The 13,566-nt window shown below is 51.3% G+C and carries 12 protein-coding genes; 3 read left to right on the forward strand and 9 right to left on the reverse strand.

Going from position 1 to position 13,566, the window contains the following annotated elements; genetic code table 11:
- The 6 genes from AQR02_RS20780 to cidR all read right to left on the reverse strand — a co-directional run.
- A partial coding sequence (locus AQR02_RS20780; protein ID WP_148449183.1) for an ABC transporter transmembrane domain-containing protein occupies nt 1–590 on the reverse strand: 590 nt, incomplete at its 3' end.
- On the reverse strand, nt 587–2,347 hold the full coding sequence (locus tag AQR02_RS20785) for an ABC transporter ATP-binding protein (RefSeq protein WP_054942346.1): 1,761 nt from the start codon (nt 2,345–2,347) through the stop codon (nt 587–589). The genes AQR02_RS20780 and AQR02_RS20785, both read right to left, overlap by 4 nt.
- Nucleotides 2,340–2,726: a MarR family winged helix-turn-helix transcriptional regulator gene (locus AQR02_RS20790; protein WP_245237650.1), complete on the reverse strand. Its 387-nt coding sequence runs from the start codon at nt 2,724–2,726 to the stop codon at nt 2,340–2,342. Before AQR02_RS20790 ends, AQR02_RS20785 begins: the two co-directional genes overlap by 8 nt.
- 322 nt (nt 2,727–3,048) lie before the next feature.
- Entirely contained in the window at nt 3,049–4,455 is a 1,407-nt protein-coding gene (locus AQR02_RS20795; protein WP_245237682.1) for a DNA-binding protein, read from the reverse strand.
- A 214-nt stretch (nt 4,456–4,669) separates the two neighbouring features.
- Nucleotides 4,670–4,954, reverse strand: coding sequence for an aspartyl-phosphate phosphatase Spo0E family protein (locus tag AQR02_RS20800; RefSeq protein WP_054942349.1), 285 nt, complete (start codon nt 4,952–4,954; stop codon nt 4,670–4,672).
- Between the two features lie 114 nt (nt 4,955–5,068).
- Nucleotides 5,069–5,989 (reverse strand): cidABC operon transcriptional activator CidR, encoded by a 921-nt coding sequence (cidR, locus tag AQR02_RS20805; RefSeq protein ID WP_054942350.1) that lies wholly within the window; start codon nt 5,987–5,989, stop codon nt 5,069–5,071.
- A 109-nt stretch (nt 5,990–6,098) separates the two neighbouring features.
- Between cidR and AQR02_RS20810 the strand changes: the two genes are divergently transcribed.
- Both AQR02_RS20810 and AQR02_RS20815 read left to right on the forward strand, forming a co-directional pair.
- Entirely contained in the window at nt 6,099–6,470 is a 372-nt protein-coding gene (locus AQR02_RS20810; RefSeq protein WP_054942351.1) for a CidA/LrgA family protein, read from the forward strand.
- Nucleotides 6,467–7,150, forward strand: coding sequence for a CidB/LrgB family autolysis modulator (locus tag AQR02_RS20815; RefSeq protein WP_082451999.1), 684 nt, complete (start codon nt 6,467–6,469; stop codon nt 7,148–7,150). The genes AQR02_RS20810 and AQR02_RS20815 overlap by 4 nt, the downstream gene beginning before the upstream one ends.
- 64 nt (nt 7,151–7,214) lie before the next feature.
- Here AQR02_RS20815 and AQR02_RS20820 read toward each other — a convergent pair whose 3' ends face one another.
- Nucleotides 7,215–8,183, reverse strand: coding sequence for a Gfo/Idh/MocA family protein (locus AQR02_RS20820; protein WP_054942352.1), 969 nt, complete (start codon nt 8,181–8,183; stop codon nt 7,215–7,217).
- A 310-nt stretch (nt 8,184–8,493) separates the two neighbouring features.
- Nucleotides 8,494–10,815 (reverse strand): ATP-dependent DNA helicase, encoded by a 2,322-nt coding sequence (locus AQR02_RS20825; protein ID WP_054942353.1) that lies wholly within the window; start codon nt 10,813–10,815, stop codon nt 8,494–8,496.
- A 279-nt stretch (nt 10,816–11,094) separates the two neighbouring features.
- Between AQR02_RS20825 and AQR02_RS20830 the strand changes: the two genes are divergently transcribed.
- Nucleotides 11,095–12,966, forward strand: a complete 1,872-nt coding sequence (locus tag AQR02_RS20830; protein ID WP_054942354.1) for an LTA synthase family protein — start codon at nt 11,095–11,097, stop codon at nt 12,964–12,966.
- Nucleotides 12,967–13,049: 83 nt separating this feature from the next.
- Here AQR02_RS20830 and AQR02_RS20835 read toward each other — a convergent pair whose 3' ends face one another.
- Nucleotides 13,050–13,481, reverse strand: a complete 432-nt coding sequence (locus AQR02_RS20835) for a MarR family winged helix-turn-helix transcriptional regulator (protein ID WP_054942355.1) — start codon at nt 13,479–13,481, stop codon at nt 13,050–13,052.
- Between the last annotated feature and the right edge of the window lie 85 nt (nt 13,482–13,566).

The raw sequence follows: 13,566 nt of genomic DNA on the forward strand, positions 1-13,566 counted from the left end.
ATGATAACGCCGATAATGGTCACAATGGAAGTAATCAGCTGGGTTAAACTCTGCTGCAGCGTTGTACTGATGTTGTCCACATCATTGGTGGCGCGGCTGAGAATTTCCCCATGGGTCCGGGAATCGAAATATTTCAGCGGCAAGCGCTCCAGCTTGCTGTTGACCTGCTCACGCATATCGAATACAACCTTCTGGGCAACGTCAGCCATCACATATTGCTGGATATAGCTGAACAAAGCGCTAAACAGGTACAGACCGCCCAGAATAAGCAGAATTTTATTCACATAATCAAAATCAATCGCAGCTCCCGGGACACCCATCAGCAGCCCGTAAGCTCCTTCGAACAGCTTGGTTGTTGCTTTACCCATGACCTTCGGACTGAAAATGCTGAATACAGTACTGGCTATGGCCGTTATAAACACGATAAGCAGCTGCACCTGACGGGGCCGCAGATACGTGATCAGCCGGCGGAGCGTGCCTTTGAAATCCTTGGCCTTCTCCGGAGGCATTCCCATGCCGGGGCCGCCGTGGCCTGGTCCGAAGCCGCCGCCGCGGGCCGGAGGCTTCATTTGCCGATTTTGCTCACTCATGCTATTTCCTCCTCTGACAACTGCGAGGATACGATCTCGCGGTACACTTCACTATTCTCCATCAGCTCGCGGTGATTACCGATTCCGGCAATGGTACCCTCATCCAGTACGATAATCCGGTCGGCGTCCATAACCGTGCTGACCCGCTGGGCAACAATCAGCACCGTTGATTCCGTCGTCTCCTCTTTAAGTGCAGCCCGCAGCTTAGCGTCCGTCTTAAAGTCGAGTGCGGAGAAGCTGTCGTCAAACAAGTATACTTCCGGTTTTCTTACCAGAGCCCGGGCAATGGAGAGCCGCTGCTTCTGGCCGCCGGAGACATTGCTGCCGCCTTGGGCAATCTCCGAGTTAAAGCCTTCCTTCATCGCTGAGACGAAGTCATACGCCTGCGCTACCTTTGCTGCATGAATAACCTCTTCATCGGTAGCGTCATCTTTACCATAGCGGATATTCTCGCTGATTGTTCCGGTGAACAACACCGCCTTCTGCGGGATATAACCGATCTTGCTGCGCAGATCCTCCTGTGTCATCTCGCGGACATCGACACCATCCACCCGTACGGCGCCTTCAATGACATCATAGAATCTCGGAATCATGCTGAGCAGTGTAGATTTACCCGATCCGGTACCGCCGATAATGGCTGTAATCTCACCGGGGCGGGCGCTGAAGCTGATACCGGACAGGGCCGGCTGCTCGGCTCCAGGATAGGAGAAGGACACATTGTCGAATTCGACAAAGCCATGCATGGCATCACGACCGTCTTTTTTGGTGGCTGTAGCTGTAGTCTGAAGCTCTCCTCTGGTCGGGTCATTGATCTCAGGCTGCATATCGAGCACTTCGTTGATCCGCAGTGCGGAAGCGGAAGCTCTGGGAATCAGCACGAACATCATGGATACCATGATCAGGGAGAACATAATTTGCATCGCATATTGAATAAAAGCCATCAGCGAGCCGACCTGCAGGTCGCCGTCACCAATCCGGATACCACCGTAGTACAGAATGCCGATCATTGAAAAGTTCATAACAAGCATCATGACAGGCATTAATCCGGCCATGATTTTGTTAACCTTAATGGCAGTTCCCGTCAGATCCTGGTTGGCTGCACTGAATCTTCTGTTCTCATGATCGATCCGGTTAAATGAACGGATAACTCGGATACCGGTCAAATGCTCGCGCAGCACACGGTTCAGTGTATCCAGCTTGACCTGAATCGCTTTGAACAGCGGCAGCCCCTTCATCCCGATGAAGAAAATCGCTCCAACGAGCACCGGAATTACAACTACAAAGATCAGGGACAGCTTGGCATCCTCTGACACCGCCATAATAATCCCCCCGATCATCATCATCGGAGCGCCGACCATCATGCGGAGCATCATCGTCAATACGGTTTGTACTTGGGTAATATCGTTAGTTGTGCGTGTAATCAGTGATGCTGTGCCGATTTTATCAAATTCATGCAGCGTAAAATTCTCTACATGACTGAACATTTTCGAGCGCGTGTTTTTCCCGAAGCCTGCGGCTACCTTCGCCGACAAATAACTGGCAATCACGGAGCAAAGCGCACCGCCGCCTGCCACAAGCAGCATATAGGCACCGATTCTCCAGATATAGTCACGGTCGCCATGTACGATTCCTTTATCCACGATGTCGGACATCAGGGTTGGAAGATACAAATCGCCCATGGATTGCAGAAAGACAAGGATTAATATAGCTGCAACGCCCCACCGAAAGGGCTTAAGTCCTTTTAACAATTTAATCAAGCTTCTCATCTCCGTTCATTTGTAACCGGTCTAAGTCAGGCCGCGGATTATTTTCTATAAACCCATGTACCTTCAGCAAGAGATCCGCCAGAAGGGTGCTCTCTTCCTCACCCAAATATTCCACCAGCTTGTTCAGGGAAGCATCCATGTGCTCTCTCGCTTTTCTTGTGATCACTCTGCCCTGCTCCGTCAGCCGGATGCGCACAACTCTCCGGTCAGAAAGATCCGGCTGTCTCTCGACCATGTCCTTGGCCTCAAGGCTGTTGATAAGCTGCGTAACTGTGGGAGGCGTTATCCCCAGCAAACGGCTGATTTCAGATACTTTGAGCCCTTCCTCCGCAGAACGCGATTTTTTTGCAAGGCATATCAGTAAAGTCATTTCACTTGGCTTATGCCCTTCAACAGCCTGATGCACATGTGCTTTGCGCAGCTGCCGCAGAGCCATAAACAGCTTTTGTGCGACTGGATTTTCATTATTTATCCCAATGCTTCCCATCCCCTTATTTTACTTAGGTTAACTAATAATTAAATACAATATTAATTAGGCAACCTAATTATATTTTCAATACAATTCTTTGTCAAACATTGAATGCGTTATCAAATATTACGGAATGACGAACAAATCAGCAGTGCTGCAACACGCCAAAAACTCCCCCGCCGGGGCGGAGGAGCGCTTGGATTAATCGATTTGAGAGACCTGCTTAGAAGGAACGCTCTGCCATGGCAGAACGCCGTTCCCTGTTCGCAGCCAGATCCTGATGTTTTCTTAGTCCTTTAAGGAGTTCCCTGTACAGCAGCAGCTGATGTCCGCCCGCACTCTCGCGGGTCTCTTCAAATAACGTTACACATTCGAGGATGTCTTTCGCACTGTTAAGCTGAATTGCCGCCTTGAGACATTGCAAAATATAATCGACACCCCGCGTATATTGTCTGCGTTCTGAATAGTATAGAGCCAGCTGATACCCGAGCCGGTAGATCCGTTCGATGTTGAGGCGATCCTGAAGCTGTTCAAACCCGGCCATTTCCGCTGAAAACTGTTCCAGTACATGATCTACAGAATAATCGAAACGGTTGGCAGCCTCCAGAATACTCACCAGGCCCGATAGAATCTCACTGGGCTGCTTCACCATATATGCCGTATACTCCGGCAGAACCGCAAAATTCCCCACCTGCATTTCCAGGGTAAAGCTATTGCCAACGGCAAAGGAACGGAAGGCCTCGACGATGCGCAGCCCCTCTTCATCCAGGAGTTCAAACCAGCCCAGGTCAGCATACATAGCTGTAAACTTTTGGGCTTCCTCATATTTCCCCTGTTTGGTGAGCGCGGTCGCCTTCATCAAATGTCCATGGGCATAATACAGCACGAGCGGCCGCAGCAGCTGTAACTCTTCCGTACGTCTGCCCGTCTTCTTCCGCAGCTGCTCCCGGTAAATCCCGTCAGCCAGTGCCCTCAGCTCATCAGTGTATCTCTCCATGTCTGACCACCGGTGCAGCGTGAAGCAGACATTTGCCAGCTTAAGCAGCCCGTCCAGCTGCAGATGGTCTGGAATACGGCCGCGGAACGGCTCAAAGGTGATGACCGCCCGCAGCATTTCTTCCATGTCCATAACAGATTCCAGCGATTTGAAGATACGGTACTGGCTGATGGCCAGACGTTCGGATGAGCTGTCCTGCTCATGTTCAACAATGATTTTATAAAAGGCCTTTGCTTCCTGAATCTTCCCGCCGGCAAATAATTTCTCCGCTACCGAGTAGACTACATCCAGCGGCTTGGGATATTCCATGATTCTGTTAATAATTTCATCGACACACTGCTGTTTACCGGTCTCCACACAACGGATTAAAAAGGGCTCCACCCGGCGGCGCGAGACCTTGTCTTCACTGAAGCATTCATCTACATAAAGGGTATAAAACCAACCCTCCGGGAATCCAAAGGCCTTCGTGAGTGCATCCAGTTGTCCCAGGGAGACCGGCTTAGGAGGATTACCATGAAGAATGGCGCTCAGACTCCCCCGGTTGAGGCCGGATACTTTCGCAAATGAGGCGAGGTTATACCCGGAGCGGAACAGATTATTCTCGATTTCGGAGCGTAATGTTGTCAGTTTCATCTCCACCCGGCACCTTCCTCAGCGGCTTAAATAGACTCTTCTATTAATTGCCATTATAGGGGATGACTATAGAAAGCACAACAAAAGGGCCCCGCGGCAACGGGACCTTAATAATAAAAACTTAAATAATTTTAATGGTTTATCCTGGTAAAGCAGCGAAGGGATGGCACCTGATATCTCTATTACAAAATTAAGACTGCAGCTGCAGTAAGCACTACTGCTGGAAGGCTGCTTTGCTTCTAACCCGCTTGCTTTTGGTGATTTTCCCGTACGGGGCGTCTTCATTTTGGCGGCTCCGCAGACTCTCCATCATTTTGTTCTGGGCCAGGACAATATAGCCATCCAGCCGTTGGCTGAGCTCCACAACCGTATGGTCGCTGAGGCTGCGTTCCTGCGCTACCTCCAGCAGCTCGCTTCTAAGGCTCTCTATAGTAATGAATAACTCATCTTCTCTATAATCTCTTCTAGGCTCTTCATGGGAAGTCCGGTAAAAATTCACGTTTAGTCACCTGCCCTCTATCAACTTCTCCACTATCATAAGGCATGATGCCAAAAAACATATTTTGAAAAAAAAGAAAAAATTGTCGAAGATATTACAAGTGTAAATTTACTTTTATTCATTTTTTCCCGCTTGTTCCGGGGGAAGATAACGCTCCCCGAGCACGCGCATGGCAAAAGCAATCCATTCCTTCGCTGCGAAGGATAAATAGCGGTCTCGGCGCCAGATCATGCCAAGCTGCCAGGGAATGACCGGCTCTGTCAACGGAATGACCGCAATCCGTGTACGGTCCATATCCCGGCAGATCGTCTCCGGCAGCAAGGCGATACCCATGCCGGCTGCCACCATCCGGCTGATTAAGTCCCATTGCGAGCTCTCGTATACGACCTTCGGCTGAAAACCAGCCTTCACGCATTCCGTAATAATCCGGTCATGCAGGGCAAAATCCTCGCGGAACAGCACAAACTCCTCCGCCTCCAGCTCCTTCAGGGCAACAAAGTCTGCACCTGCCAGACGGTGCCCTACCGGCACCAAAAGCTCCAGCTTCTCTTCCACAAAAGTAAAACAGTGAAATTTAGCCGTATTTACAGGAAGCACAATGGCCCCGATGTCCAGCAGGCCCGTCTCCACGTCATCTTCTACTTTTTTGGCTCCGTCTTCATGCAGGCGGATGGTCACGTCCGGATAACGCCGGTGGAACTCCCCGATGACCGCAGGGAAAAAGCTTGCCCCCACCATGGGCGGCAGGCCGATACGGATATGGCCGCGCTGCAGATTGCGCAGACCGTCCAGCTCGGAAGAGAGGCTGATGAAGGACTCTACAATATTTTGCGCTTTTGCCAGCAGGATTTCACCCGCATCGGTTAATCTTATGCTTTTGCCTTCACGGTAAAAAAGGTCTGCCCCAAGCTCTTCCTCCAAATTACGGATCATTTTGCTGATCGTCGGCTGGGTAATAAACAGGGATTCCGCCGCTCTGGAGAAGCTGTTCAGCCTTGCCGCCTGCACAAAATACTGCAGCTGTCTGATTTCCATATCCTCACCTCATATATAGACAAAAAGAATGTCACTTATTCGTTATATTCATTTTACCTATGAAAATAATTGTTGTAAACTTTCATTAGAATGAAAGGAGCGAAGCCTTATGAAAAAAATAACTCTAGGCTTGCTGCAGGTTGCCGGACTTACGGCCTTCTCCATGCTTATTAATACCCTAACTCCTATGCTGCATATTCCCATTCCCGGAAGTATCATCGGGATGATCATTTTGTTCCTGCTGCTGGAATCCGGTACGGTCCGCTTGAACTGGGTCGAGGTGGGTGCCTCCTGGCTGCTTGCTGAACTGCTGCTGTTTTTCATTCCCTCCGCTGTGGGAGTGATGAAATATTCAAGACTGCTTGAGGCAGACGGCCTTCAGGTGCTGGCGGTTGTCCTTGTCGGAACCTTTGCCGTCATGGCCGGCTCCGGACTGCTTACCGGCGCAATTTATAAAGTAAAGGAGCGTAGAGACTCATGATTACAGGAATGCTTCTGCTCGGCCTCACGCTGCTGGTCTATCTGCTGGCGAAACGGATCTATACTTCCAGCGGCAAAATGTATTTCTCTCCGCTCATCATCACCCCGCTGATTATTATCAGCATTCTGCTGGTGACGGGAATTCCTTATGACTCTTACAATGCGGGAGGCCAGTGGCTGACGAAGCTGCTGCAGCCGGCGACTATCGCCTTTGCGATCCCACTTCATAAAAACTTCAAGGTGCTCAAAAAGCACGCCGCCGAAATTGCGGCTGGCGTGCTGTCAGGTACGGTAATTGCCGTTCTTTCTTCCATGCTGCTGGCCAAATGGCTGCATCTAAGCGGTGAAGTGGCTACCAGTCTTGTGCCCCGGTCGGTAACTACACCGATCGCCATGAGCATCTCGCAAAGCATCGGCGGCGTCCCGAGCATCACGGCTGTTTTTGTCATCCTGACCGGTGTACTGGGAACGATGATGGGACCTTCCGTACTTCGCCTCTTCCGCATTGACAATGAAATTGCGCGCGGTGTATCGCTGGGAACCGCTGCGCACGGTACCGGTACCTCCAAGGCCTTCGAGTTCAGCTCCCTGACCGGCACCATCTCAAGTATCGCTATGATTCTAACAGCGCTGTTCTCCATCGGCCTTGCGCCTGCGCTGCTCTCTGTTTTCCTCCACTAGGCCGACCCCGCTTGGGCCACAGCCCTGCTGATCAGTAATTGCTGATCAGCAGGGCTTTTTTTCCCTACAGCCTAACCGGCAGGCCGCTCTGCGCTGAATCAAAAGCAGCGCAGGTCACTTTCAGCGTCTTATAGCCGTCCTCATAATCACTCAGAATACGCGAACGGTCTCCGGTCCGTACCGCGTGCAGAAACGCTTGGCTCTCCGTCAGGTAGGGATTCCCTGTGCTCACATATTCTTTACTGTCGCCGCTGCGCGTTTCCAGCAGACGCTCGGGATTCCAGTCCAGAAGCCCGTTGTCATTATAGAAGCTGATGCCGCAGCGGCCCACCCCGCCCGGCAGCACGCAGGTATTGGAGATGTTCGCGATAATACCGTTTGCCAGCTTCAGCGATACCGTGCCCACATCAGACACGGTCACTCTTTCATGCCGCTCATGCATGATCCGGTTGCCGAACAGCCCGTAGACCTCAGTTATTTCACCAGCCAGATATCGCAGCAGGTCAACGATATGGGTGGTCTGTTCCGTAAACTGTCCGCCGGACTGCTCCTGATTGCGCCACCAGGCTACGCCCGGCATGTCGCCCATCCATTGTCCGACGATCATGCCTACCTTATCGCCTTCCAGCGCCGCCTTAAGCCGCTGGACATTCTCTTGATAGCGGAAGTGATAGCCCACCGAGGTCAGCAGATTAAGCTCCTTGATATCCTGCAGGAGGCTGGCCGGAATTTCTGTGCTCGAGCCAAGCGGCTTCTCGATGAAGAAAGGAATCTCGCGTCTAATCAGCGCCCGCTCTATCGCCCCGTGTGATTGCGGAGGGACACAAATATAGACCGCGTCCAGCTTCTGGCCATCCAGCATGTCCGTAATTTCCCCATAGCCTTCGGCCCCGTAAGGCCGGGCCATGTCTTCACCCTTAGCCTGGCTGCTGCCGCATACGGCTTTGAGCGTCACATCCTCCATTCCCGCCAGCAAATCCGCGTGTACTTTGGAGAACCAGCCGGTGCCTACGATTCCGATATTAAGTGTCATAATATTCCCTCCTGTGGTGGCTATAAAGTGGGCTAGAAAACTGCTGAATAGGCTGGAGCCGAAACTGCGGGGAATGTTTGGACTTCCGGCCGCTGTTAGGTTTGGATTTCCTGATAAAAAGCGCTATCCACGGTTGAAATCCAAACCTAAAGGCGGACGCTAACGCTCCTACAGTTCCAAACTTCCCCTCCGTTTCTGCTGCCCATTCAGGTGAATTTCAAAATCCCAGCTTATATAGCCGATTTTTTCCGCCTCTTTTACAGCCTAATATAGTTTGCAATTCTATAATTATATAAACAATTATAAGCGCTTACGTCATGACAAGGTAGTCCCGCCATTCCTCAGGAAGCAGACCCCGGTAGGGATGCTGGAGGAACCGGTCATCCGCCAGTATAATCGTTCCGTTGTCGCTCTCGCTGCGGATCAGCCGGCCCCCGGCCTGCAGCACCTTGCACATGCCCGGGAAGACATAGGCATAATCGAAGCCGTTCTTACCCTGGGATTGGAAATACGCGCGCAGCAGGTTACGCTCAAGCCCGACCTGCGGCAAACCGACACCTACAACCATTACACCGTTCAGGCGGTCGCCCGGCAAATCAACCCCCTCCGAGAAAATCCCGCCCAGCACGGCGAAGCCAAGCAGGGTCTGCGGGTTATCCGGGCGGAAGGAGGCGAGGAAGCTCTCCCTGTCCGGTTCGCTCATACCGGTGCTTTGCACAAGCGTGGGGACCTCCGGATATTTCTCGGCAAACAGCGCATATACATTCTGCAGATAAGCATAGGAAGGGAAAAACACGAGATAGTTGCCCTTACGGGCTGTCATTCCCTTCAGCGCATCACAGAGCGGGAACAGGGAATCCTCCCGGTCACGGTAACGCGTGGACACCGGAAGCACGGATACCTGCCATTGTTCCTTATGAAAAGGCGAAGGAACCATGAGGCTGTAATCCTCCTCCCGCGCCCCCAGCATGTCCCTGTAATACGAGAGGGGGGACAGCGTTGCCGAGAACAGAATCTGGCTGCGGAAGCTTTTGCCCATTTGCTGCAGCAGGTAGGAAGGGTCCAGATTGAACAGCTTCAGATATACATCCCCTCGCTGAACCTCGGCATAGGTGATATACCGCTCATCGTAAGTTTTAAATGTGCGCAGCATGCCCTGTACCGCATAATACGTATCCAGCAGCCCGTCTCCGTCTTCGTCTTCCCCGGGCGATGCCATAAGCGGCGGAGAGGGGGACAGTAGCTCCGCTTCCGCTTCCGCTTCCAGAGCAAAGGTCTCCAGTAAGGCCGGCAGCTCCTCCGGATAGGTGCTCCATTCCCCTTCACCTGCTTCACTGCAGCTTTTGCGCAAGGCGATGAAGAAGGCATTGACTGCTTTGGCCGCTGTGCTGAGGGCTTTATTGCCCGATTTATACTGCCGCTGCAGTGCAAGAAACGGTGCCTTAGACAAACTGGCCGAATACATCTCACGCCCGCGGTCTACCAGATTATGCGCTTCATCCACCAGCAGGACTGTTTTCTTCTTCCGTTCCTCCGCCAGCCGCTTGAGGCTGATCCTGGGATCATAGATATAGTTGTAATCACAAATGACCGCATCGCAGGCATAGGCTGCATCGAGCGAGAACTCGAACGGGCAGATTTCATGCTTCCTGGCATATGAGGCAATAACCTCCTGTGTCATCAGGGTCTCATGCTCCAGCATATCCAGCAGCGCTGTATTAATCCGGTCATAATAACCTTCTCTATAAGGGCAGAATTCCTTGCTGCAGAGGCCTTCCTCACGAAAGCAGGCTTTGTCCTTGGCTGTTAGTGTAATAGCATGCAGATGCAGGCCCTGATCAACCAGCATAGCTATCGCCGCTTGGGCAGCCAGCCGGTTCACCGTCTTGGCCGTCAAATAGAACAGCCCGGCCGCTTTACCTTCGCCCAGCGCTTTCAGCGCCGGAAAGAGCGTAGACATGGTTTTGCCGATGCCCGTCGGTGCCTGTGCAAACAGATTGACACCCTCCGAAACCGACTTATAAACTGCAGCAGCGAAATGCCGCTGTCCCTCCCGGTAAGCGGGAAAAGGAAACGACAACTGCCGGATGCTGATATCCTTCTTGTTCCCGTGGCGGACCATCAGCTCTGCATAAGGAGCATACTTGGCAACTGTATCTGCAGCGAAGACGCCCAGTTCCTCCCGCGTAACATTCCTGTACAAGCTCTGCTGCTCCTCACCACCGCGCCGGACATAGGTAAGCTTCACTTCTATACCGGATAGCTCCTGCTCAAGACAAATCATGTAGGCATACATAAGCGCCTGCGCCCAGTGGACATCCCGTCCTGCGAAATCTGGCTCCAGCAGTTCGGCCGTAGATTTAATCTCTTCCACCGTAACGGTCCCATTCTCTCCGGTCAACAAGCCGTCACATCGTCCATCGATGACGAATAGAAGCCCTTCATGGGGAATCTCCGTCTTAAGGTAGACCTCCTTGCGGTCTCCTTCCTTATATTGCTTCTGGATATGCTGATGAATACGTGTCCCTTCTGCCATTGCCGCACCGCTGCGGAATCCCGGCTCCAAGCTGCCGCTGCTGAACACATATTCCACCAAAGTCCTTACCGAAAGGGAAAATACCGCATATTCCATATAGAGTCCACCTCCATTATCCGCCTTGCCCTTTTTGGCGCAGGCAGTCATTTTCGTGTTTTTTTCCCTGTATACCCTCATTTGCATAAGATAATCTCTGCTGCAGAGATGCGCATCTGATCTTACGCATTCCACGGGGCTTATACGGCAATTCTGTTTTTTGACATTCAACGGTCAGCGCTGCATAATAAGTTCTATTAATATGGAATTTTCTTGTCTTTACGCTGCATCCTCCCAGCCGGGAAGCGGCGTTTCATCCCGTAGAAAGAAGGCGAAGCTGTGTCATCTTTAACCATTAGACGGTGGTTGGTCAAACCATTCATCTTTTTCACGATCATTTTTATCCTTAAAAGTTTCCTGGCCTGGGGCGTTATTTTCGGCGACTTGCTGTCCTGGAAATCTATAATTACTGAAATCCCTTTTGTCTGGGCCCTTTTTTGTCTTATTGAGGCCTTCGCCTCCAAACGGAAGCTCGGGTATTACATGCTGGTGAACCTGCTAGTTACCGCTATCTTTTTTGCTGCCATTATGTATTTCAAATACTATGGTGTCATTGTCACATACCATGCAGCCGAGCAGGTGAATCAGGTCACTGCTGTGCGCAACAGTGTATTTTCATTAATGGACCCGTATTATCTGCTGATTTTTGCCGATATCATTCTTCTTGGCGTGTACTTCTTCTTTAATAAAAAAGGCCGTGACCATAAAAAAGAAAACATCAACCGCCGCACCGGAGCCTCAAAGTTCTCGTACAGCCTACTGTTCGCGGTGTCATTCGGACTGTGCCTGTTCAACATTCTGCCCAATAAGGCCAGCATGAATGAAATCAAGAAAGCCCAGGAAATGGGTCTCCTCAATTATGAGGCTTATACCATTTTTGCTCAAGACAAACCGGAACTGGTGAAGGCCAGCGAGATTACCCAGGATGTCATTAACCAGGTGAAGGGCATCGACACGGCTGCGGTCTCCCCGTTCCAGGGTACTGCTAAAGGCAAGAACCTGATTATCATCCAGCTGGAGTCCTTCCAGAGCTTTTTGCTGGGGCTCACGATCGACGGTAAGGAAATTACACCGAACCTGAACAGCCTGATGAAAGAGAGCCTGTATTTCCCTAACTTCTATCAGATGGTGGGCCAGGGGAATACATCCGATGCTGAATTCGTAGTCAACTCTTCCTTCTATATTCCGCCGCAAGGTGCGGCAACGATGTCTTATGTCGATAAAGAGCTGCCGAGTCTGCCCCGTCTCCTGCAGGCAAACGGTTATCAGACAGCAACCTTCCATACGAATGATGTGGAATTCTGGAACCGCGGCGAGCTATACAGTGCGCTGGGCTGGGAGCATTATTATGACCATAAGTTCTTCGGTAATGAGGATACCTTCTTCTTCGGGGCATCCGATGAAGTACTCTACCGCAAAACGGCCGATAAGCTCAAAGAAATGGAAGGGGACGGCAAACCCTTCTACGCTCAGGTGATTTCGATGTCTGCCCACCATCCGTTTACGATTCCTGCAGAGAAATACCAGATGAAGCTGCCGGAGCGTTATGAAGGTACTTTTGTCGGTGACTATGTCCGGTCCCAGAATTATGCCGACTATGCCTTCGGACAATTTGTTGAAGAGCTCAAAGCCAACGGCCTCTGGGACAACAGTCTGATCATGGTATACGGAGACCATATGGGTCTGCCGATATATTCACTGGATCATGATGACAAGCAATTAATGGAGGAAATTCACGGGCATGAATATGGGTATGCCGACATGCTTAACATTCCGCTCATTATCCATGAACAGGGCAGCCTTACGCCGCAGACACTCGAACAGGTCGGCGGAGAAGTCGATATTATGCCGACAGCAGCCAGCCTGCTGGGTGTACCGATGGCTGACACCATTCATTTTGGCCAGGACATCACCGCCCAGACTTACAATCTGCTGCCGCAGCGTTACTATCTGCCGACCGGGTCCTTTATCGCCAGTTCCGCATTGCTCATTCCCGGCAACAGCTTTGAGGACAACACGCAGTACACCCTTGCTGCCGGAGGGAAATCCCCTGCCGGAACCGAAGATGAATACACCCGTGCGCTGAGATTACGCCAGCTGTCGGACAGCTATGTTACGCAGCTGCCGGACAAAGCGCCGGACAAAGAATAAGCTTAGTTATTCATTAGACAAACAGCCACGCTCCTAAGTTGGAGCGTGGCTGTTTGTCGTTTCAACGGGTATAAGCCGGCCGGTTATCGTTCCTGCTTCTCCAGCAGCGTATAATATTCGGCAAAATTCTTCAATTCCTCCGGCTTTAAAATCGATAAGTGTTCGGTCAACAGAAGCAGCGACCGGTATTGTGCTTCTTTGAGCAGTTCCTCGCCCTTCGTGGTAAGCGTCACACTGACGGCTCTGCGGTCATTCTCATCCGGAACACGGGCGATAAGCTCCAGCAGCTCCAGACGGTCCAACATGACGGTAACCGCGCTCGATTTCACCTCAAGCTTCTCGGCAAGCTGGATGACCCTCGCCTGCTTCTCTTGTGCAATGATATGCAGTAGGTGAAACTGCGGAACAGTAAGGCCCATTTCTTTATGCAAAGACATCTGTGATGTAATTCTGCGTTGTACTCTCCACATGGATAATCCCAAGGATTCTACCAACGGATCAATTTGCTGCGGCATTCCTTTCACTCCCAGTCCGTTTGTCCTGCATCTAGCGTATCATTTTTACAGGTTATGATTCAATGCTTTTTGTCTTTGGTATGAC

The organism is Paenibacillus ihuae, assembly GCF_001368795.1.
In the GTDB taxonomy this organism is placed as follows: domain Bacteria; phylum Bacillota; class Bacilli; order Paenibacillales; family Paenibacillaceae; genus Paenibacillus_AQ; species Paenibacillus_AQ ihuae.

What these genes read in the sequence shown, in the direction of transcription:
- AQR02_RS20820 (WP_054942352.1), bottom strand. Translation starts at nt 8,183, where the DNA reads ATGACACTTAATATCGGAATCGTAGGCACCGGCTGGTTCTCCAAAGTA.
- cidR (WP_054942350.1), bottom strand. Translation starts at nt 5,989, where the DNA reads ATGGAAATCAGACAGCTGCAGTATTTTGTGCAGGCGGCAAGGCTGAAC.
- AQR02_RS20790 (WP_245237650.1), bottom strand. Translation starts at nt 2,726, where the DNA reads ATGACTTTACTGATATGCCTTGCAAAAAAATCGCGTTCTGCGGAGGAA.
- AQR02_RS20795 (WP_245237682.1), bottom strand. Translation starts at nt 4,455, where the DNA reads ATGAAACTGACAACATTACGCTCCGAAATCGAGAATAATCTGTTCCGC.
- AQR02_RS20835 (WP_054942355.1), bottom strand. Translation starts at nt 13,481, where the DNA reads ATGCCGCAGCAAATTGATCCGTTGGTAGAATCCTTGGGATTATCCATG.
- AQR02_RS20810 (WP_054942351.1), top strand. Translation starts at nt 6,099, where the DNA reads ATGAAAAAAATAACTCTAGGCTTGCTGCAGGTTGCCGGACTTACGGCC.
- AQR02_RS20815 (WP_082451999.1), top strand. Translation starts at nt 6,467, where the DNA reads ATGATTACAGGAATGCTTCTGCTCGGCCTCACGCTGCTGGTCTATCTG.
- AQR02_RS20825 (WP_054942353.1), bottom strand. Translation starts at nt 10,815, where the DNA reads ATGGAATATGCGGTATTTTCCCTTTCGGTAAGGACTTTGGTGGAATAT.